This window comes from Streptomyces sp. STAM6, from assembly GCF_054963715.1.
The window spans coordinates 1-19,963 of record NZ_JBUEFZ010000055.1; the positions used below are offsets into that span (position 1 = coordinate 1).

Here is a 19,963-nt window from a genome sequence, read left to right on the forward strand (position 1 = left end):
TAGACGAAGGAGTCGAGCACGCGGCCCAGGGTCCGGTCGAAGATCTCGTCGGGGTCGACGGGCTGGAGCCCGGCCTCGGCGAGGACGGCGGCCAGTCGCGGGTAGGCGCCTCCCGCGACCTGGCGCTGCAGATAGGCGCCGCGTACGGCCTGTTCCTGCTCCTCCGACCAGGGCAGGGAGCGGGCCCGCTCGGCGATGGCGATCTCGTTGGCCACATTGGCCATCACCGTGCCGTTGACCGTCGCGATGAGCTCCATCTTGGTGCCGCCGGGCAGGTCGAGGCCGTCGAGGCGGCCGAGGCAGTACTCCAGGAATCGCAGGGCGTTGGGACCGAAGGCGTATCCGGTCGACATCAGCCGGATCACCCACGGGTGGCGGCGCAGGATCGCCCGCGCCTGGCGGGCCAGGTCCAGCATGTCGGCCCGCCAGTCGCCGCCCGCAGCGTCGGGCGCGTCGGGCAGCTCGTACTCACCGCTGACGTGGTCGACCATCAGCTCGAAGAGGTCTTCCTTGCGCGGCACGTAGTTGTAGAGCGACATGGTTCCGCAGCCCAGTTCGCCGGCGACACGGCGCATGGAGACCGCGTCCAGGCCGTCGGCGTCGGCGAGCCGCACGGCCGCCGCCGCGATGTCCGCGCGGCTGTACGCCGGTCTGGGGCCGCGGCCCGTGCGCTCGGGGCGCGCCCAGATCACTTCCGGTTCGGCAGCTCGGCCCGCCATTGATCATCACCTCGCCACCATCCTAGTTACGTACAGCGTACGTAGTGGGGTATGGTCCCCCCATGACTACTACGTACGCTGTACTTAGTGAGGGTCTGGAGAAGCGGTTCGGCGAGGTTCGGGCCCTGCGCGGGCTGGATCTGGCGGTGCCGGAGGGCACGGTGTGCGGGGTGCTCGGCCCGAACGGGGCGGGCAAGACCACCGCCGTCAGGGTCCTGACGACGCTCGTACGGCCCGACGCGGGTTCCGCGCGGGTCGCCGGCCACGACGTGGTGCGGGACCCGGCGGGTGTGCGCCGCCGGATAGGCGTCACCGGGCAGTACGCCTCCGTCGACGGCGACCTGACCGGCGCCGAGAACCTGCGGCTGTTCGCCCGGCTGCTGCGCGCGCCGCGTGCCCGGGCCGACGAACTCCTGGAGCGGTTCGGCCTGACGGACGCGGCCGGCCGGCCCGCCCACACCTACTCGGGCGGCATGCGCCGGCGCCTGGATCTCGCGGCGAGCCTGCTCGTGCGGCCGCAGGTGCTCTTCCTGGACGAGCCCACGACCGGGCTCGACCCGCTCAGCCGCCAGGAGATCTGGGACGCGGTGCGCGAGCTGGCGGACAGCGGTACGACCGTGCTGCTGACCACGCAGTATCTGGAGGAGGCCGACCAACTGGCCGACGGCATCGTGCTCGTCGACGAGGGCAGGGTCGCGCACAGCGGCTCCCCGGCCGAGCTGAAGGCGCTGATCGGCGGGTACGCGCAGGTCGTCGTCGCCGACCCGGCGGGGCTGCCCGCCGCCGCGGGCGTGCTCGACCGGCTCACCGGCACCGAGCCGGCGCTCGACGCCGAGGCCCGCACCGCCGGTGCCGTCACCACCGACCCGACACTCACCCTGCCCCGCATCGTCCGGGAACTCGACGCGGCCGGCGTCCTCGTCGTCGACGCCACCCTCCGCCCGCCCACCCTCGACGAGGTGTTCCTCCGCCTCACCCGCCGGAGCAAGGAGCTTGCCGTATGAGCGCGATCGTCCACGACGGAGCCGCGGTGCTGGGCCGCCACCTCCAGCGGATCAGGCACGCACCCGCGATCGTCGTCATGACGCAGACCATGCCGATCGTCTTCCTGCTGTTCTTCGGGTACGTCTTCGGCAGCGCGCTGGCGATGCCCGGGGACGAGTACCGCGCCTATCTGGTGCCGGGCCTGCTGGTCGCGACGGCCGCGAACGGCATCATGACCGGGATGTTCACCGCCGCCCAGGACTCGCACCGGGGCGTCATGGACCGCTTCCGCACGATGCCGATGAGCCGCGCGGCCGTGCCGCTCGGGCAGGCGGCCGCCGATCTGCTGACCACGGCCGTGGGACTGGTGCCGCTGATGCTGGTCGGACTGGCCATGGGCTGGCGGATCGAGGGCGGAGTGCCGACGGCGGCGGGCGCCTTCGGACTGCTGCTGCTGTTCCGGTTCGCGACCACGTGGGTGGGCATCCTGCTCGGACTCGCGTCACGCAGCGAGGAGGCGGCGGGCCAGCTGGGCAGCGCCACGTTCATGCTGCCGCTGCTGTCCAACGCGTACATCCCGACCGGCAACCTGCCGGGCTGGCTGCGGACGATCGCCGAGTGGAACCCCATCTCGGCGGTGACGACCGCGGTGCGGGACCTCTTCGGCAACGCCGCGGTCCCCGAGGGCGCGGCCTGGCCGGTGGCCCATCCCGTCGCGGGCGCCCTGGGGTGGTCCCTCGCCCTCCTGGCGGTGTGCGTGCCGCTCGCGGTGCGCAAGTACGCCGCGCGGGGGTGACAAGGATGGTGCGTACACGGTAGTCAGGCTGCCATGAGCACTCAGCCCCTCCCCCTCGAAGGGATCACGGTCGTCGCCGTCGAGCAGGCCGTCTCGGCGCCCTTCGCCACGCGCCAGCTCGCCGATCTGGGCGCCCGGGTCATCAAGATCGAGCGCCCGGACGGCGGGGACTTCGCCCGCGGCTACGACACCGCCGCGGCCGGTCTGGCCTCGCACTTCGTCTGGTGCAACCGCGGCAAGGAGTCGGTGGCCGTGGACCTCAAGGACCCGCGGGGCATCGCGCTCGTGCGCCGGCTGATCGCCGGGGCCGACGTGTTCGTGCAGAACCTGGCGCAAGGGGCGGCGGCGCGGCTCGGTCTGGACGCGGCGACGCTCTGCGCGGCGCACCCGCGGCTGGTCGCGGTGGACATCTCCGGCTACGGGGCGGGCGGTCCCTACGCGCACAAGCGGGCGTACGACATGCTCGTCCAGTGCGAGGCGGGCCTGGTGTCGGTGACCGGGACACCGGAGCAGCCGGTGAAGGCGGGCGTGCCGGCGGCCGACATCGCGGCGGCCATGTACGCGTTCTCGGGTGTGCTGGCCGCGTTGCTGCGGCGGTCGGCGACGGGACTGGGCGGGCCGGTGGAGATCTCGATGCTGGAGTCGCTCGCCGAGTGGATGGGACATCCGCTGCACCACGGGATGCACGGCGGCACCGCCCCCGCGCGCACGGGCGTGGCCCACGCGGTCATCTCTCCCTACGACGCGTACCGCACGGCGGACGGCGGCCAGGTGCTGCTGTCCGTGCAGAACGACCGGGAGTGGCGGCGGCTGGCCGAGCAGGTGCTCCGGCAGCCCGAGCTGGGCGACGATCCGGTGTTCGCCACGAACACCGCGCGGGTGGCGCACCGGGAGAAGACGGACGCGGTGGTCGCGGGGGCGCTGGCGGAGCTGGGCACGGCGGAGGCGATCGAGCGGCTGGAGGCGGCGGGGATCGCGTGTGCCCGGCTGAACACGGTGGCGGATGTGGCCGCCCATCCGCAGCTGGCGGCGCGTGACCGCTGGCGGGAGGTGGATTCCCCGGTGGGGCCGCTGCGGGCGATGCTGCCGCCGATCACCCTGCCGGGCGGGCCCGAGGCGCGCATGGGCGCGGTACCGGAGCTCGGTGCGCACACGGACGCGGTGCTGCGGGAGCTGGGGCTGCCCGCGGAGGAGCTGGCGCTGCTGCGCGACGACGGCGTCGTCGCCTGAGCGGGGAACGGGATACGGGCGGGCGCGGGAGTCCGACGGTCCGTTCGGGGTCCGAGGCTTCTCGGACGGGGGCCGGAAGGACGGGGTTGGGGGATCCCGGTCCGGGATGGGGGGTCCCGGTCGGGATCGAGGCGGATCCGGGGGAGGTGACGGAGGGGCCGACCGGTCGGCGGGCCGCGAGCGGGGCGGGTGCGCGTGACGCGGCACGTGAGCCCGGCGGTTCCGGTCGGAGTCCCTCCGCCCGGTCAGCCGTGGTTGCCGAACAGCGAGCGTCGCAGTCGGCGCAGCGGCGCGAAGAGCGAGACACGCGCGCTCTTGCTCCGCCGGGTGTGTGCGACATCACGCGTCGTCAGCTCACGCATCAGGGACGTCGCCTCGGCCGCCTCACGCTGCGGGACGGCTGGGCCGCCGAGCACCGAGAGATGGCGGTCGAGGCGCGAACTCGTCGCGCTGCTCCCGCAGGTGATGGCAGGCACACGTGGCCTGCTACGCACTGTTATCTGTTCCATGTCACTCCCCACCCGTACAAGGGCACCCGGCCCGGGCCACGTTAACCCTATCGTCCCCGCATCACACCCGTGTATCCCGGTGATGGGATTCACCGCACACGTACGGGGATTGACGATTACGCTCCGAATCTGACTGGTTCCAGGGTGAGTTGGACAGGCTCCACCCGTCCGTGACAAGTGCTGTTCAAGGGGGCCGCAGGGGCCGCCCGTTGAGATAACTTGGAGGGGTTTCCGCCGTAGTGTCGCACCACCGCGAAGAGGGGGACGCACTGTGACGCATCAGTCGGACGGGGCGGGCGGCGAACGGTTGGTAGCGGGGCGTTACCGCCTGCTGGGCCCCCTCGGCGAGGGCGGCATGGGCGTCGTGTGGCGCGCCCGCGACGAGGTCCTCGGCCGTGAGGTCGCGGTCAAGGAGGTGCGCGCGCCGGCCGGGCTCGACGGCGCGGACGAACGGCGGCTGTACGCGCGGCTGGAGCGGGAGGCCTGGGCGGCCGCCCGGATCTCGCACCGCAACGTCATCACCGTGTACGACGTGGCGAACGAGGACGGCCGGCCCTGGATCGTGATGGAGCTGGTCCGCGGGCTGACGCTGTCCGAGACGCTCGACGCGGAGGGGCCGATGCCGCCCCGCCAGGCCGCGCGGATCGGGTCCGAGGTCCTGGCGGCCCTGCGGGCCGCCCACGGGGCGGGGGTGCTGCACCGGGACGTGAAGCCGGGCAACGTCCTGCTCGCCAACGACGGCCGGGTCGTGCTGACGGACTTCGGGATCGCCATGGTGGCGGGGACGACGAACCTGACGATCACGGGGGAGCTGATCGGCTCCCCCGAATTCCTCGCACCCGAACGCGCACTGGGACGGACGCCGGGGCCGGAGTCCGATCTGTGGTCGCTGGGTGTGCTGCTGTACGCCGCGGTGGAGGGCAATTCGCCGTTCCGTCAGGACACCCCGCTGAGCACACTGCGCGCCGTGGTCGACGAGGAACTGCCGCCGCCGCGCCGGGCGGGCGCGCTGGCGCCGGTGATCGAGGGGCTGCTGCGCAAGGACCCGGACGTACGGATGTCCGCCGACGAGGCGGAGCGGCAGCTGCGCGTGGTGGGCGCGGGCGGTACGGCGGGTACGACGCCGCTCGGGTCACCGGGCGGCTTCGCGCCGACCGTCCCGGCCTTTCCGGGCGGCGAGGGCCGGGACCGGGGCACGCCCTCGCCGTCGGGCGCGGGCGCGACCGCCGCGCAGGGGGCGCCGCCGGAGCGTTCACCGCGCGCGGGGCTGGTGCTCGCGGCGGGCGTCGCCGCCCTCCTGCTGGCGGTCGGCGGTCTGGTGTACACCCTGCTGCGCGACGGCAACGACGGCACCGCCGGTGGCGGGACGAGCTCGTCGCAGGCGGCCGACCCGAGCGGGGGGACGCGGACGGACGGAGGCACACCGACCGACAGCGGTGCGAGCAGCGACGCGGCCGGTACGTCCACCCCCGGAACCTCTCCGCCGCCCGCGACGAGCAGCCACACGCCGAGCACTCCCCCGCCCGCGCAGACGGTGCACGTGTACGCGCAGGCGGTGCGGGACGGCTACCGGGGTCCGTGCCCGCCCCCGGAGGGGCAGGCACCGGCGTTCACCGCGACGATCACGGTCGGCCGTACGCCCGCCTCCGTCGGGTACCGGTGGGTGACCGAGAGCGGGGAGAGTTCCGGCTCGGGGTGGCGGACGCTGGAGTTCGGCTCCGGGGACGGCACGCGGAAGCGGGTCGAGCACACGGAGCTGACGTACAAACGGGGTGAGACGCACCACGACCGGGTCCGGGTGGAGGTCCGGAGCCCGGTCGGGGCGCGGTCGGGCTGGATGGGCTTCACGGTGACGCGCGAGGACGAGACCCCGACGGACGGTGCCTCGTCGCCGACGGCGCCGGTTACGCCGCGGCGCTGAAGACGGGCAGGTAGCCGCCGGACTGTCCGCCGGCGGTGGGGTGGTACGACTCGCCGATGTTGAGCCAGTTCACGCTGTGGAGCCAGGACGCGCCCGAGCAGATTTCGTGGCCGGTGAAGGCGGGGGTGACGTCCGCCCAGGTGTAGCCGTGGTCGGCGGCGCGCTTGGCGGTGGCCGCGTTGAGGTAGTCGGCCGCGTCGTTGATGGCGCGGCGTTCGTTCTCGCTGAGGCCGGCGACGCAGGTGCCGCCGAGCTTGTAGAAGCGGGGGTAGCCGAGGACGACGACGTGGGCGGAGGGGGCCTTGGTGCGGATCGCCGAGTACACCGAGTCCAGCCGGCCGGGCAGGGTGGTGTCGACGAAGCCCTTGGCCTGGTTGATGCGGGAGATGCAGGTGGCCTCGGACTGGAGTACGCAGGTGGTCATCACATCGGCGAATCCGGCGTCGTTGCCGCCGATGGTGATCGAGACGAGATCGGTGGCGGAGGAGAGCGGTCCGAGCTGGCTCGCCGTCACATCACCCGTACGGGCGCCTGAGCAAGCGGTGAACGCGAAGGTCGAGGGGGAGTTGGCCGACGCCCAGAGGCGGGGATAGGCGCGGGTGCTGCGCTTGCAGTTGCCGCTCGCGCTGTCGTAGCTGCCGGCGCCGACTCCTGAGGAGTACGAGTCGCCGAGGGCCACGTAGTCGAGGGCTGCGGCCGACGAGTCGGCCTGCGCCGGGCCCGCACCGGTGAGGGTGAGGGCGGCGCCGAGCAGGAGTGAGGTCGTGAATGCCGCGGCTCGGGACAGTTTCATGGAACCTCCCTTTAGCAGGATTTCTGCCTAAAATTTTCGTAGCAGCCTGCTGTGTCCATGCCAATACTTGCGGCACCCCGGGGTTGACGGCGCGTCAGGGGCGCACGCAGCATGGAGGCCGGACATCCGGCACTTTGGGGGCAAGTCGCCGATGAGAACGGTGAATTGGCGGCACGACACCCCACTCGTCCTCGCGGGAGGATCGGTGGCCGTAGCGGCGGTGGGGGCCGCACTGGCGGCCGCCGGACTGGACTCGCCGCTGCGTGCTCCGTTCGGGTTGTTCTTCCTGATCGCCGCACCCACCCTGGGGTTCGCCGCGGCGCTCCACCGGCTTCGACCGGCCATCCGGGCGGTGCTCGCCGTCGCCGGCGGCGCGGCGGTCGACCTGACGGTGGCTCAGGCGATGCTGGCCCTCCACGTCTGGTCACCCGGGGGCGGGGTCGCGGCCGTCGCCGCGCTCTCCGTACTGCTCTCCCTGACACCCCTGGCGCGCTCCCGGCGGACGGCCGAACCGGACTGACACACTTCCCCTTCGGCGTCCGGGAATTCAAGATCGCATTTTCCGTCGCACAGATTTACGTATGCGGCACGGAATGATCCCCTTCCGTTTCGCCGCCCCCGGATTCGTTCATGATCCTGAATTCAACGCGGAACTGCACGACGCCCGACGGCGTCTTTCGCCACGGATGCCGAAGCGGTACCGAAAACGTAAAAACGTGAGCCTCGGCCCAGCTCTTGCCATACAGTCCCAATTATCAATACCGTCGTACATCCACCCGCAAAGGTCCATCATGTACAGCGGCTCAGGGGAGGGCTCGAACGTCGCGATGGATCCGGAGCGGGGCGCGGTAGGGGGTGACTTTCGTGCCAGGGCCCGTGCGCCCGGCGCGATCCGAAGGCACCCCACAGGGGGGTGCCGTGCTCGGTGACCGCACTTGTGCCGAGTCGCAGTTACGCGCGCGGCCAGAAATTCCGACTCACCCTTTCCGTACGGAGACCGATTCCGTCATGACCGGGTGAGAACAACCCCCCTTTCGAACCGGACACTCATCCGGACCGCCCGGGGGCGGGCGGTCCACCGGACGAGAGGGAAATGACTCATGAGCTCCTTCCTGCGCCCGGCCGTCGGTGGAACCACCGACACCGTCGCGTCCGCCGACACCGAAGCCAGTGAGATATCGGCCCAGTACCGGGCGATCACCTCCCACCTGGCGATCACGCCGCCCGTCAGTGTGGTGATCCCCGCCATGAACGAGGCGGAGAACCTTCCGTACGTCTTCAAGACCCTGCCCGACTGGATCCACGAGGTGGTCCTGGTCGACGGCAACTCCACCGACAACACCGTCAACGTCGCCCGCGAACTCCGGCCCGACGTCAAGGTCGTCAAGCAGGTCGGCAAGGGCAAGGGCGACGCCCTGATCAGCGGCTTCGCCGCCTGCACCGGCGACATCATCGTCATGGTCGACGCGGACGGCTCGGCCGACGGGCAGGAGATCGTCTCCTACGTCTCCGCCCTCGTCGGCGGCGCCGACTTCGCCAAGGGCTCGCGGTTCGCCAACGGCGGCGGCACCGACGACATGACCCCGATCCGCCGACTCGGCAACTGGGCGCTGTGCACCCTGGTCAACCGCAAGTTCGGCGCCCGCTACACCGACCTCTGCTACGGCTACAACGCCTTCTGGCGCCACTGCCTCGACAAGATCACCCTGGACTGCACCGGCTTCGAGATAGAGACCCTCATCAACATCCGGGTGGTCAAGGCCGGGCTCCGCGTCCAGGAAGTGCCCAGCCACGAGTACCTGCGCATCCACGGCGTCAGCAATCTCAACGCCGTACGCGACGGCATACGGGTCCTGAAGGTGATCCTCCAGGAGAAGGGCGTCCACCGCTCCGCCCGCCGCCGCACGGCGAACTTCTCGGTCAATGTCCCCCGGGGAGAGGTGTCTTGAGCGACCGCAGGTTCTCCGTGGTGATCTGTGCCTACACCGAGGACCGCTGGGACGACATCCTCGCGGCCGTCGACTCGGTACGGCACCAGTCACGGCCCGCCCTCGAAACGCTGCTCGTGGTCGACCACAACACGGCGCTGCTCGAACGGCTGGACAGGGAGTACAAGGAACGGTCGGAGCGGGAGGAGGTGCGGGTGCTCGCCAACGCGGGCCCCCGCGGCCTGTCCGCCGGCCGCAACACCGGGATCGCCGCCGCCCGGGGCGACATCGTGGCCTTCCTCGACGACGACGCCGTGGCCGAACGGGACTGGCTGCGGTGGTTCGACACGGCGTACGACGACCCGCGGGTGATGGCCGTCGGCGGGCGGACCGTGCCCGCCTGGGCATCGGGGCGGCGCCCGGTCTGGTTCCCGGAGGAGTTCGACTGGATCGTCGGCTGCACCTACCGGGGACTGCCCCGCGGCCGGGTGCGGGTGCGCAACGTACTCGGCGGGAACGCCTCGTTCCGGCGGACCGCGTTCGACGCGGCGGGCGGCTTCGCCACCGGCATCGGCCGCGACGGCGACAAACGGCCGCTGGGCTGCGAGGAGACCGAGCTCTGCATCCGGCTCGGCAGGGCCCTGCCGGACGCGGTGCTGCTCATCGACGACCGGGCGGTGATCCACCACAGGGTCCCGGCCGCCCGGGAGACGTACCGGTACTTCCGTACCCGCGCCTACGCCGAGGGGCTCTCCAAGGCGCTCGTCGCCCGGAGCGTCGGCGCGGACAAGGGCCTGGAGACCGAGCGGCAGTACACGACACGGGTGCTGCCGGTCGGGGTGGTGCGCGGTCTGCGTGACTTCGTACGGGCCCGGCCGGGCGGCGCGGGCCGCGCGGGCGCCATCGTCACCGGCGTCGCGATGGCCGCCGGGGGCTACGCACGCGGCACCTGGCGGGCGCGGCGCGAGGGCGCCGCCACGTTCGCGTACGGGCCGATCACGGAAGCACCGGACGGAGGCGCCGCATGACCGGTCCCGTGCCGATCCTCATGTACCACGCCGTCGGGCCGGAGCCCGCGAAGGCGGCGTACGGCCTGTCCGTCTCGCCCGAGGCGTTCGCCGAGCAGATGGAGGTGCTCGTCCAGCGCGGCTTCACCCCGGTCACGACGGCACGACTGGGCGACGCCTGGCGGGGCGGGACGGCACTGCCGCACCGCCCCGTGCTGATCACCTTCGACGACGGGTACGAGGGGGTGCACCGGTACGCCCTGCCCGTGCTCGCCAAGTACGGCTTCGCGGCGACCCTGTTCGTCTCCACGGGGTGGCTGCGCGGCGCCCACCACGAGGGCGGCGCCCTGGACACCATGCTCGACTGGGACCAGGTGCGCGACCTGGCCGCGGCCGGCACGGAGATCGGCGGTCACACCCACACCCATCCCCAGATGGACCAACTCGACGACGACCGGCTCCGGTTCGAGACGGTCCGCTGCCGGCAGATCATCGCCGACGAGCTGGGTGCCGCGCCGGTCTCCTTCGCCTATCCCTACGGCTATTCCAGCCGGCGGGTGCGGCGCAGCGTCCGGGAGTCCGGGTTCGCCCAGTCACTGGCCGTGGGGAACGCGCTGGCGCGACGCCGACAAGGGCCCTACGCGCTGGAGCGGGTGACGGTCCGGCGCTCCACCCGTCTCACGGAGTTCGAACGGATGGTCGAGGGCCGGGCCGTCGCCCGGACGTTCGCCGGGGACCGGGCGCTGACCAAGGGGTACGCGCTCGTCCGCCGGGCGCGGCGGGCCGGCGCCGTGCTGGTCCGAAGGCGTACATAAACACCGTGCGGGGAGAGGCCGGGTGCCGGATCATGGGCTCATGTCTGTCAACCCTCATGAGGCCCTGCCGATCCGGCTCACCGTCGACGACAGCGATTCCCCGGCCGACGTCGTCGACGCGCTGTTCCTCGGGCGCTTCGCGACGGGCGAGCAGCCGTACTCGCACAGCGCCACCATCGAGCGCGTCAAGCCCGGCGCGAGCCTGCTGCCGCCGGGCGCCTCGGTGCTGCGCGCGGCCCGTGACGACGACCGCAGCGCCACCCTCGCCGAGGGCGACGGGTGGACGCTGCTGGTCTCGCGCTGGAACCGGGGCGCCGATGTGACGGTGACCGCGGTCGACTCCGAGCTGGCGCAGAAGATCCTCGGGCAGGCGACGGACGGCGCGCAGGACGAGCCCGAGCCCCAGCCCGAGAACGTGACCATGGGGTTCTGGTACGTGTCGCCGCGTCGCGGCCCGCACCGCACCACCCGGCAGATCGCCGCCGGCACCTGGGACGAGGTGCGGCCCAACTACACCGCGCCGGTGGCCGAGGCGATGGACCGGCTGATGAAGGTCACCCCGGACGACATCGCGGGCCGGCTGCTGCTGCTGCACGGCCCGCCCGGCACCGGCAAGACCTCCGCCCTGCGCACCCTCGCCCGCTCCTGGCGGGACTGGTGCCAGGTGGACTGCGTGCTGGACCCGGAGCGGCTGTTCAACGACGTCGGCTATCTGATGGACATCGCGATCGGCGAGGACGACGGCACCGCCAAGGGCCGCTGGCGGCTGCTGCTCCTGGAGGACTGCGACGAGCTGATCCGCGGCGAGGCCAAGCACACGGCCGGCCAGGCACTGTCACGGCTGCTGAACCTGACCGACGGGCTGCTGGGCCAGGGCCGCAACGTCCTGGTGGGCGTCACCACCAACGAGGACCTGGAACGGCTGCATCCGGCGGTCGTCCGCCCGGGCCGCTGCCTGGCCCGCATCGAGGTGGGGCCGCTGACCCGGCCGGAAGCGGTGACATGGCTGGGCACCGACGAAGGCGTCGGCCGCGACGGCGCGACCCTCGCCGAGCTGTACGCACTGCGCCGGGGCACGGGCCCCGCCTCGATCCCGGACCAGCCCAAGGGCCCGGACGCGGGGCTCTATCTGTGACCGGAGCGCTCTCCTCCAGGGCGCTTCCTCCGCCGAAGGAAACGCCCTGGGGCGTGTTGCGGAAGTGGCGTCGTCCGCCCGGAGGGCGGGCGCGGGCAGACGGGACTTCCGAAACACGCCCTAATCCCCGTAGGCCACGCGCAGGGCGTCCGTCACCGCGGCCAGCGCGTCGGCGCGGGTGAGGCCCAGGCGGTGGGCCTCGGCCGCGTAGGTCGCCGCGGCCGAGGCGGCCTGGCGCTCCGCGGCGTCTCCGGCGGCGGCGACGAACGTCCCGTTGCGGCCGCGCGTCTCGATCACACCGTCGCCCTCCAGCGCCCGGTAGGCCTTGGCGACCGTGTTCGCGGCGAGGCCGAGCTGCTCGGCGAGGCCCCGGACCGTGGGCAGTTTGTAGCCGACCGGCAGCCGGCCGGAGCGGGCCTGGGCGGAGATCTGGGCACGGAGCTGTTCGTACGGGGCCGTGGCGGAGCCCGCGTCGATGGCGATCTTCAGGGTCACGGCCCGATTGTCCCCCACGTCCGGGAAATGGGGAGGCGGCCGGCGCGGGGGCACGCGTACCGTGCGGCTCCATGACCGTGATCGTGCGTGACTTCCGTCCGGAAGACGCCGGAGCCGTCGTCCGGGTGCGGCGTGCCGTGCTGCCCTTCGAGGGGACCACACCCCGGGCCGTGCTCTTCGGTGTCGAGTCGGCCCACCCGGCGAAGAGGTTCCGGCTGCTGGTGGCCGAGGAGGACGGTGAGGTCATCGGCACGGTGAACGCCGGCATGGCGTACGAGTCCGGTGACCCGACGCAGTCGTACGCGGACCCGCGGGTGTGTCCCGGCCACCGCGGCCGCGGCGCGGGCGGCCTGCTGCTGCGCACCGCCGAGGAGCACCTCGCGGCCCAGGGCGCGTCCCGTGTGTACGCCTGGGTCCTGGACCGCCCGGAGTTCCGGGCGTTCGCCGAGAAGCGCGGCTACCGGCCCACCCGCACGGCCCACCACCAGCGGCTCGACCTGACGGCCGGCCGGCTCCCGGAGCCTCCCGCGCCGCCTCCCGGCGTCGAGCTGCGCACCGGCGCCGACTACGCGGACGATCCGCGGCCGCTGTTCGAGGCCGACGCGGAGGTGACGTCCGACGAGCCGAGCGACATCGGCGCCGAGCTCGACGACTACGAGGACTGGCTGCGCCACACCTGGAACCACCCGCTGATCGACCGCGATCTGTTCACGGTCGTGACCGTGGACGGCGAGGTGGCGGCCTTCACCGCGGCACTCACGGACGGCGGGACCCGCTATCTGTCGGGCATGACGGGCACGATGCGCGCCCACCGGGGCAGGGGCCTGGCCAGGCTCGCCAAGGCCGACTCGCTGCGCCGGGCCCGCGCAGCGGGCTGCACCGAGGCGTACACCAGCAACGACGGTGCGAACGCGCCGATGCTGGCGGTGAACAAATGGTTCGGTTACGAGATCTGTGCGACGGAGGTGCGGCATGTCCGCGAGATGGGTTGACGTGGTGCTGGTGAAGGCCGGCCGGACGAAGATCCGCTACCCCGCCGAGGTGGTCGCCGACGACGGCGTCCGTCTCACCGTCCGCGCCCCGTGGGCCGGGGACGGGGTGCGTGACTTCGGGTTCGTACGGTTCGAGCCGGGCGACGTCTTCACCGAGCACTACTGGCGGGACCGGTGGTACGCGGTGAAGGAGGTGCGGACGGCCGACGGCACGCTCAAGGGCTGGTACTGCGACATCACCCGGCCCGCGGAGACCGGCGGCGTGACCGCCGACGGCGGAGAGGTGGCCGTCGAGGACCTGGACCTGGACCTGTGGGTCTCGGCCGACGGCTCGCGGATCGTCCGGCTGGACGAGGACGAGTTCGAGGCGAGCGGCCTGGCGGCCCGCGACCCGCACGCCGCGAGGGCCGCCCGGGAGGCCCTGGACGCGCTCGAACTGCTGGCCAGGAGCGGTGAATTCGGCTCTTTGCTCACCGGGAGCGGCTGACCCGGGCAAAATGGCCCGGAGACGCACGCAGCGGTACCGGCCGCGCGAGCACACGGAGGGTCGGGTGCTGCAGTACGACAAGGAATTCGACCCGGCCGTCAGTGGAGGCGGCGTCGTCGGCGACAGGTACGCTGCCGATGACGAGGTCTACGTCTTCGACGACGAAACCGTCGTACTGGCCGTGAACGTCGCCCTCAAGACGGGCCGGCCCCTGCTGCTCTTCGGGCCTCCCGGATCCGGCAAGTCGTCGCTGGCGCCCAATGTGGCCAGGGTCCTCGCGTGGGACTTCCACGCCCATGTGGTGACGGCCAGGACCGAGCCCGAGGATCTTCTGTGGCGGTTCGACGCACTGAAGCGGCTCAACGACGCCCAGGCCAAGAAGCTCAGGAACAACATCGAGCACTACTACACCAAGGGGCCTCTGTGGCGGGCCTTCGAAGCGGTGTCGGCGCGCTGCGTCGTCCTCATCGACGAGATCGACAAGGCCGACCCGGATCTTCCCAACAGCCTGCTGGGACCGCTGGGTTCACTGTCCTTCCCCACACCCTGGGACGAGGGGCAGTCCGTGACCGTACCGCCGCAGCGGGCACCGCTCGTCGTGATCACCAGCAATGACGAGCGGGAACTGCCCCGGCCGTTCCTGCGCCGCTGCATCGTCGTCGAGCTCGGCCCTCCCGACAGGGAACACCTGCTGAAGGTCGCCAGGTCCCACCTCAAAGACCGGTACGACGCCGTCCTGGCCGGCCTGGTCGCGGACCACGTCCTCAGCGTCCGCGAGAAGCTGGACGACAACACGGCCGGCCCCAGTACGGCCGAGTATCTCGACGCCCTCAAGGCCAGCCAGCAGCTGGGCGTCGCGCCCGGGACCGACGCGTGGGACACCTTGGAGGCCGTCACCCTGCGCAAGCGCCGCGGAGGTCCGGAGAACACGCGGTGAGTGCCGGAGAAGAGGTCTTCCTCGCCGACCTGTTCCACGCCGTGGCCGCGCTGCGGCCCGCGGACCGGGCGACCGTCGCGGCGATCGCGCGCGTACTCGGGCTCGGCCCCGGGGGTACGGACCCGGCGGTCCTTCCGGCCGCTCCGGGACGGACGGCCCGTCCGGGGGCGAACCCGGCGCCCGGATCAGCCGGGGCGCCCCCGTCCGCCGGACCCGGTCGGATGGTGCCCGCCGTCGCTGAAGGGCCGGGCGCCGGGGACACGGCCACGGACCCGCCACCGCCCGGGGGTGCCGAGGAGCGGCCGGGCCCGCGGCCCGAACCACGGGTGACCGAAACGAGTGTCCCGGCTCTGCCTCTCCCCGCAGCTTTCCGCGTTGTCCCCAGACCGGTCGACTTCTCGCTGACCCGTCTGCACGGCATTCGCGGTGACGACGAGGTGGGCGAAGGTGCGGGGCCCGAGGAGTCCGGCGAAGACGGTTCGCCGGAGCAGCGGTTACTCGTCCACGGTGCGCCGGTCCGCGGCGCTCTCCACGAACCGCCGTGGAAGAAGGACTGGGCGCGGGGCATCGTGTTCGCAGCCGTCGCCACGCGGGTACGCGGCCGCCGGCTGGACGAACGTGCGCTGGAGCGCGCGGCCGGGCGCCAGGAGGCGCTGCCCGCGGTGCCCTTCCGCCACCGGCCGAGCGCCCGGCGGGGGGCACAACTGCTCCTGGACCACGGGCCCGGTATGGCACCGTTCCGGGACGACCGCCTCTGGCTGCGGGAGCTGGTCCGGAGTGTCGCCGGCCGGGACAGGGTCGACACCCTGCGGTTCCGGTCCACGCCGCTGCGGGGGGTGGTGTCCGACGACCCACTGGCCGTCGAGGAGTACCGTCCCCCACCACCGGGCACCCCGGTCGTCCTCTTCTCGGATCTCGGCCGGTTGCGCCCGCCCTTCACCGGGCAGGCGCCGGCGCTCTCCGACGCGTGGGTCCGCTTCGTGGACCTCGTACACCGCGCAGGCTGCCGGGTCGTCTGCGTCACGCCGCACGACCCGGCTTCGCACTCGGCCGAGCTGCGAGACAAGGTGGCCTTCATTCCCCTCGACCGCCGCATCTCACTCCGTCATGCCCGCCAAGCCGTGGCGGACGTGCCGTACCGGCCGGAGGTGCCGTGACCGCCCCCTCGCCGCACCGGGGCACGGGCATGGCGGAGTACCTCGCACACCTCGCGGTGCACCGGCCCGATCTCGTCACCCTGGCCGAGAGCCTCTCGCTGGCCGCGGGGGTGGAGCGCTCCTTCCTGCGGCAGGCGAGGCTGCGCTTCCTGCCCCGCTCGACGGCGGGCCTGGAGGCCGAGCTGTGGTTCTCGCCGCTCGTCGAGGCGGCGGGCGAGCACACGCTCCTGCTGGACACCGAGGCGGGCGAGGTCCTGCGCCGCAGGCTCGCCGACCGCTCCGCCGAGCGCCTGTGGTCGGTGAGGGAGTTCACTCGCGAGATGCACCTGAGCACGCAGCCGATCACCCAGTGGTTCGAGGAGTTGCTCTGGAACGACGTGCGCCGGGACGGTGCGGCCGAGCGGGTCGACGAGCAGCTGCGCCGGTTGCTGCGCGCGGTCGCGGCGAACGGTGACGCGGCCGAGGACATCGGTCGCTGGGCCCTGCACTACATGACCCGGCTCCCGGAACGGGTCCGCGGTCATGACGAGGCCCGGCGGATCGAGGTCGCCTCGTCCAAGCGCCTGGGCCTCGTTCCGCCGCCCGACCCGCTCGGACGCGACGCCGCGACGACCGCTGCGGCCCGCGCCCCGCACGGCGGCGTGCAGGTGGGCGTGGTGGCCCACTCGGACGGACTGGTGCTCAGCCACCCACCGGACGACGACGCGCGTCGCACGGTGCGGGTGACCGGCGGAGGGTCTCCGGTACGTCTGGAGGTCTTCAGCCGGCTCGCCCGCCACCCGGCCCGGGTCCGCGTGGAGCTGGGCGACGAGGAGAGGATCCGGCTCCCTTTCACCGTCGTGCAACGGCTCAGCCGCCAGGGCGGGACCACGACTCTGCTTGCGGAACCCGGTGCGGCGGTGGAGACCGTGGTGGCCCGGGAGGCGTCGGACATCGTGGCCTCACTCGGTGAGGACGGCACGATCGCGCTCCACGGGGCGGAGGACACGGGAGTGCGCAGGCTGCCGGGCGGGTCGGCGCGGCGGCATTCCCTCACGATCGCGACGGACGGTGCGGCCCTGGCGTGGATCGAGGACGGACTGGTCCACCGGTACGAGTTGTCGTCGGGTGGGCCGCCCGCACCGGCTCCGAACGCCCCCGGGGAAGCGCTCCGCTGCGCCTTTCCCAGCTATGCGGACGCGCCCGTCGTCCAGGTGCAGGACACCGGCGACGGTCTTTCCGTCTGGTGGTCCTCCCCCATCCTCGCCGTCGACGTCCCCGGGGCCGGCGGAACGGTGGGCGCCCTGTGGGTGTCGAAGCAGGCGCATCGGATCGCGATGACCGACGGGGCCGGGGACCTGTATGTGCTCAGCGGTCGGCAGGTCCTCGCGGACAGCCGCATGCTCGCGAGCGACGTCACAGCGGTGACCGGCACGCCCAACGGTGGTCTGATCATCTGGGCGACCGCTGACGGCACGGTGCACACCTCGCGGGGCCGTGCTGTCGGCAGGGCTCCGTGGCAGGTCACCTCGCTGGCGGTGAGTGACGGTCGCATCGCGGCCGTCGGCGGGGACACACGCCTGCTCGTCTGGGAGTACGGCACACAAGCTCAGGTGGTGCGGCTCGGCTTCACCGCGGACCGGGTGTTCCCGTCCTCGGAGGGCGGGTGGATCGTGTCGGGGTCCGGCGGCCCGGTCGAGGTGCGCACCGAGGACGGCCGCCGGTACGCGATCACGCCCGACACCGAGGCACCGGTCGCAGGGGACTACGGCAGCGGCACACCGGCCTGGGCGAGGGGCTGTGTGGTGGCGGAGGTCGAGCACATGACCGAGGGGCCACGGTTCGTCACGTTCACCCAGCGGATGGCGCGGCTCGCGCGGGACGGCGTGTCCTGTATCGCCGTGGGGCCGGTCACTCCGTCGTTGGGCGAGGAGCGTTCGTACGGCACGCCGCCCAACGACGAGATCCCCCGAGCTTGGGGCGACATGGGTGGTTTCCTGTCCATGCTCGCAGCCGCGCGCCGGCACGGGGTCAGGGTGGTACTGAAGGTCGATCCCGGGCGCGTGTTCGACGGCCGTGCTCCGGAGCCTCACGAGACGGCCGGGCTCCTCGACTCGCTGAGCTGGTGGCTCGACCACGATGTCGACGGGATCCACCTCGTCGGTGTGACGGCGCCCGGTGTCCTGGCCGACGTACGGCACCTGGTCGACGGATACGGCGACCGGCTGCTGTTGGGCTCACCGGCGCCGTGGCTGCGCTCGGCGGAGCTGCTGGGGCGCCCCGGTGCGGGCGACGTTCGCGCGATCCTCACCTGGGTGGAACGCTCGCTTCGGCTCTGCGAGCCGGGGCAGGAGGGCGAGTTGTGGACACACATATGGCTTCCGCACTTCCGTGAGCCCTGGCGGCCGATCGTCGCCGTGCTCCTCCTCGCGCTGCCCGGCTGTGTACTGCTCTCCTTGTCGCTGTACCTGGACACCGCCGTGCGCCACGCGCTCGCCCTGCGCCGGGACCAACTGGCGCTCTCCCGGGGGACCTGCTCGTTCCCGGACACGCACGGGTCAGGCCTGCTCGCCGTACTCCGCCGCCACGGCGACGAGAGCGTGCTGTTCCTGCTGAACCCTGGTGGCGGCACGCGCACGTCGCGTTGGACGCCGGGGCGGCTCGGCGTGGAGGGGAGCGACCTCCTCGATCTCGTCACCGGTGTCGAGACACCCTGCACGGACGAGACTCCGGCGGTGTTCTCCCTCGAAGCGGGTGAGCCGCGGTGGTTCCGCCTGATACCACGTTCACACGCCTCCGCCGGTCCCGGGGAGTGACCGCATTGGCACGTCGTCCGAGGATTTTCATCAGCCACAGCTCCCCGCGGGATCCGGGGCCCGAATGCCGCTGCCGTGAGTATCTCGACGCGGCCGAGCGGCATGTGCGGGACCTCGGCGCCGACCCCGTCGTCGACAGGGACGTCCTCGCCGGGGGACAGGAGTGGAACGATCGCGTCTGGGCCGAACTGAAGCGCTGCCACGGCATGCTGATCCTGGTCTCCCCCCATGCCCTCGACTCCGACTACGTCATGGAGGAGGTCGTCGGCGCCGCCATGCTCGCGGCAGGGGACGAGAGCGGCTTCCTGATCGTGCCCGTCATGCTCCCCGGCGCACGACGCCGTGACCTGCCGAAGAGCAAGCTGCGCAAACGGAACCTCGGCCGGTACGACATGGTCGACTGGCCGGCCGAGCGCGGCCCGCGGTGCCCTCCGGAGGGAATCGGCAAGGCGCTGCGGCCGTTGGTCGACCGGTTGGGCGGGGTGCCGTACCCGCTGGTGACGGAGTTCGTGGCGTCCCGGATGCGCGAGCTGTCGGACTTGGTCATGGAGGAGACCGCCGAGCGGCTGGGCGTCACCACCTTCGCCTACGCGCCGAGCCACACCCGTCATCTCGTGGCGCAGGACCTGCTGAGCGAACGCCCGGTGGCGGGCCTCACCACGCCCTGCCGACTGCGGGACGCCATGGCGGCATTCGTCAGCTTCCTCGACCGGGAACGACGACAGGAACTCGTCGACGTGGTGATCCCCTTCGCGCGGGTGCCGGGGCGAGCCGCCGAGCAGCTGCGTGGTCTCGGCGCCACGGAGGGCACACGGTTGGCGCTGCTGCGGTCGCAGCACAAGGGCACGGCTGACATGTATCTCCGCCGGGCCAGTGAAGCGCCCGACCCCTGGAAGGTGCTCAAGCCGGTGCCGCGCCTGGACCAGGCGGCGTTCGTCGACGGGCTGATCGCCGATGTCCACGACTTCCTGGTGGAGGAGCTGCATTTCGGTGACCCCTGCGACCCCGGGACACTGCGTGAGCTGCTGGTCGCTCACGAAGCGCGCTCGGGCGGCCCGTTCACCATCCTCCTCCACCAGCCGCCCGAGCCCGGGCTGGTGCGGCGGCTGCTCGACACGTTCCCCCGTCTGCTGTTCGTCTTCGCCCACCAGCAGGTGGGGCAGGAGGGTGGTACGGCGGGCTCCATGTGCCTGCAGTCCCTCACCCCCGAGCAGGAGAGGGACATGCTCCACACGCACCGTACGCTCCGGTCCTGAGCCTCCT

General features: G+C 72.3%; 19 protein-coding genes. 15 read left to right on the forward strand and 4 right to left on the reverse strand.

Annotated elements, in window-relative coordinates; all coding sequences use genetic code 11:
- On the reverse strand, window positions 1–719 hold a 719-nt coding region (locus ACY34K_RS32365), incomplete at its 3' end, for a TetR/AcrR family transcriptional regulator (protein WP_462753559.1).
- 62 nt (window positions 720–781) lie between these two features.
- On the opposite strand from ACY34K_RS32365, the gene ACY34K_RS32370 reads away from it, so the two are divergent.
- Genes ACY34K_RS32370 through ACY34K_RS32380 form a run of 3 tightly spaced genes read left to right on the forward strand, consistent with a single transcriptional unit; the run spans window position 782 to window position 3,729 of the window.
- Window positions 782–1,723: an ATP-binding cassette domain-containing protein gene (locus tag ACY34K_RS32370; protein WP_462753561.1), complete on the forward strand. Its 942-nt coding sequence runs from the start codon at window positions 782–784 to the stop codon at window positions 1,721–1,723.
- Entirely contained in the window at window positions 1,720–2,499 is a 780-nt protein-coding gene (locus ACY34K_RS32375) for an ABC transporter permease (RefSeq protein ID WP_462753563.1), read from the forward strand. Before ACY34K_RS32370 ends, ACY34K_RS32375 begins: the two co-directional genes overlap by 4 nt.
- A 33-nt stretch (window positions 2,500–2,532) precedes the next feature.
- Window positions 2,533–3,729, forward strand: coding sequence for a CaiB/BaiF CoA transferase family protein (locus ACY34K_RS32380; RefSeq protein ID WP_462753565.1), 1,197 nt, complete (start codon window positions 2,533–2,535; stop codon window positions 3,727–3,729).
- A 245-nt stretch (window positions 3,730–3,974) separates the two neighbouring features.
- On the opposite strand, the gene ACY34K_RS32385 is transcribed toward ACY34K_RS32380, so the two are convergent.
- A complete protein-coding gene (locus ACY34K_RS32385) occupies window positions 3,975–4,238 on the reverse strand; it encodes a hypothetical protein (RefSeq protein ID WP_462753567.1) in 264 nt (87 codons plus the stop codon).
- A gap of 355 nt (window positions 4,239–4,593) precedes the next feature.
- On the opposite strand from ACY34K_RS32385, the gene ACY34K_RS32390 reads away from it, so the two are divergent.
- Complete coding sequence (locus tag ACY34K_RS32390; RefSeq protein ID WP_462753608.1) at window positions 4,594–6,159, forward strand: serine/threonine-protein kinase; 1,566 nt, start codon at window positions 4,594–4,596, stop codon at window positions 6,157–6,159.
- On the opposite strand, the gene ACY34K_RS32395 is transcribed toward ACY34K_RS32390, so the two are convergent.
- Window positions 6,143–6,952 carry an SGNH/GDSL hydrolase family protein gene (locus ACY34K_RS32395; protein ID WP_462753569.1) on the reverse strand — a complete coding sequence of 270 codons (810 nt, stop codon included), beginning with the start codon at window positions 6,950–6,952 and terminating at the stop codon, window positions 6,143–6,145. The two genes, ACY34K_RS32390 and ACY34K_RS32395, sit on opposite strands and share 17 nt — an antisense overlap.
- A gap of 151 nt (window positions 6,953–7,103) precedes the next feature.
- Between ACY34K_RS32395 and ACY34K_RS32400 the strand changes: the two genes are divergently transcribed.
- From ACY34K_RS32400 to ACY34K_RS32420, 5 genes are all read left to right on the forward strand, one after another.
- The gene (locus tag ACY34K_RS32400) at window positions 7,104–7,472 is read left to right on the forward strand and encodes a hypothetical protein (protein ID WP_462753571.1); all 369 of its coding nucleotides are present in this window, start codon (window positions 7,104–7,106) and stop codon (window positions 7,470–7,472) included.
- A gap of 580 nt (window positions 7,473–8,052) precedes the next feature.
- Window positions 8,053–8,901, forward strand: coding sequence for a glycosyltransferase family 2 protein (locus ACY34K_RS32405; protein WP_462753573.1), 849 nt, complete (start codon window positions 8,053–8,055; stop codon window positions 8,899–8,901).
- The gene (locus ACY34K_RS32410; protein WP_462753575.1) at window positions 8,898–9,908 is read left to right on the forward strand and encodes a glycosyltransferase family 2 protein; all 1,011 of its coding nucleotides are present in this window, start codon (window positions 8,898–8,900) and stop codon (window positions 9,906–9,908) included. The genes ACY34K_RS32405 and ACY34K_RS32410 overlap by 4 nt, the downstream gene beginning before the upstream one ends.
- Entirely contained in the window at window positions 9,905–10,702 is a 798-nt protein-coding gene (locus ACY34K_RS32415; RefSeq protein WP_462753577.1) for a polysaccharide deacetylase family protein, read from the forward strand. Before ACY34K_RS32410 ends, ACY34K_RS32415 begins: the two co-directional genes overlap by 4 nt.
- Window positions 10,703–10,742: 40 nt before the next feature.
- Window positions 10,743–11,837 carry a DUF5925 domain-containing protein gene (locus ACY34K_RS32420; protein ID WP_462753579.1) on the forward strand — a complete coding sequence of 365 codons (1,095 nt, stop codon included), beginning with the start codon at window positions 10,743–10,745 and terminating at the stop codon, window positions 11,835–11,837.
- Window positions 11,838–11,957: 120 nt separating this feature from the next.
- Here ACY34K_RS32420 and ACY34K_RS32425 read toward each other — a convergent pair whose 3' ends face one another.
- Window positions 11,958–12,332: a GntR family transcriptional regulator gene (locus ACY34K_RS32425; RefSeq protein WP_462753581.1), complete on the reverse strand. Its 375-nt coding sequence runs from the start codon at window positions 12,330–12,332 to the stop codon at window positions 11,958–11,960.
- A gap of 71 nt (window positions 12,333–12,403) precedes the next feature.
- Here ACY34K_RS32425 and ACY34K_RS32430 point away from each other — a divergent pair, with 71 nt between their 5' ends.
- The 6 genes from ACY34K_RS32430 (at window position 12,404) to ACY34K_RS32455 (ending at window position 19,956) form a co-directional block, all read left to right on the forward strand.
- On the forward strand, window positions 12,404–13,324 hold the full coding sequence (locus ACY34K_RS32430) for an N-acetyltransferase family protein (protein ID WP_462753583.1): 921 nt from the start codon (window positions 12,404–12,406) through the stop codon (window positions 13,322–13,324).
- Window positions 13,305–13,811 carry a ribonuclease FAU-1 family protein gene (locus ACY34K_RS32435; protein ID WP_462753586.1) on the forward strand — a complete coding sequence of 169 codons (507 nt, stop codon included), beginning with the start codon at window positions 13,305–13,307 and terminating at the stop codon, window positions 13,809–13,811. Before ACY34K_RS32430 ends, ACY34K_RS32435 begins: the two co-directional genes overlap by 20 nt.
- A 64-nt stretch (window positions 13,812–13,875) precedes the next feature.
- Window positions 13,876–14,748: an AAA family ATPase gene (locus ACY34K_RS32440; RefSeq protein WP_462753588.1), complete on the forward strand. Its 873-nt coding sequence runs from the start codon at window positions 13,876–13,878 to the stop codon at window positions 14,746–14,748.
- Window positions 14,745–15,905 (forward strand): hypothetical protein, encoded by a 1,161-nt coding sequence (locus ACY34K_RS32445; protein ID WP_462753590.1) that lies wholly within the window; start codon window positions 14,745–14,747, stop codon window positions 15,903–15,905. The genes ACY34K_RS32440 and ACY34K_RS32445 overlap by 4 nt, the downstream gene beginning before the upstream one ends.
- Window positions 15,902–18,700 carry a DUF3459 domain-containing protein gene (locus tag ACY34K_RS32450; protein ID WP_462753592.1) on the forward strand — a complete coding sequence of 933 codons (2,799 nt, stop codon included), beginning with the start codon at window positions 15,902–15,904 and terminating at the stop codon, window positions 18,698–18,700. Before ACY34K_RS32445 ends, ACY34K_RS32450 begins: the two co-directional genes overlap by 4 nt.
- Before the next feature lie 5 nt (window positions 18,701–18,705).
- Window positions 18,706–19,956: a toll/interleukin-1 receptor domain-containing protein gene (locus ACY34K_RS32455; protein ID WP_462753594.1), complete on the forward strand. Its 1,251-nt coding sequence runs from the start codon at window positions 18,706–18,708 to the stop codon at window positions 19,954–19,956.
- Window positions 19,957–19,963 lie beyond the last annotated feature (7 nt).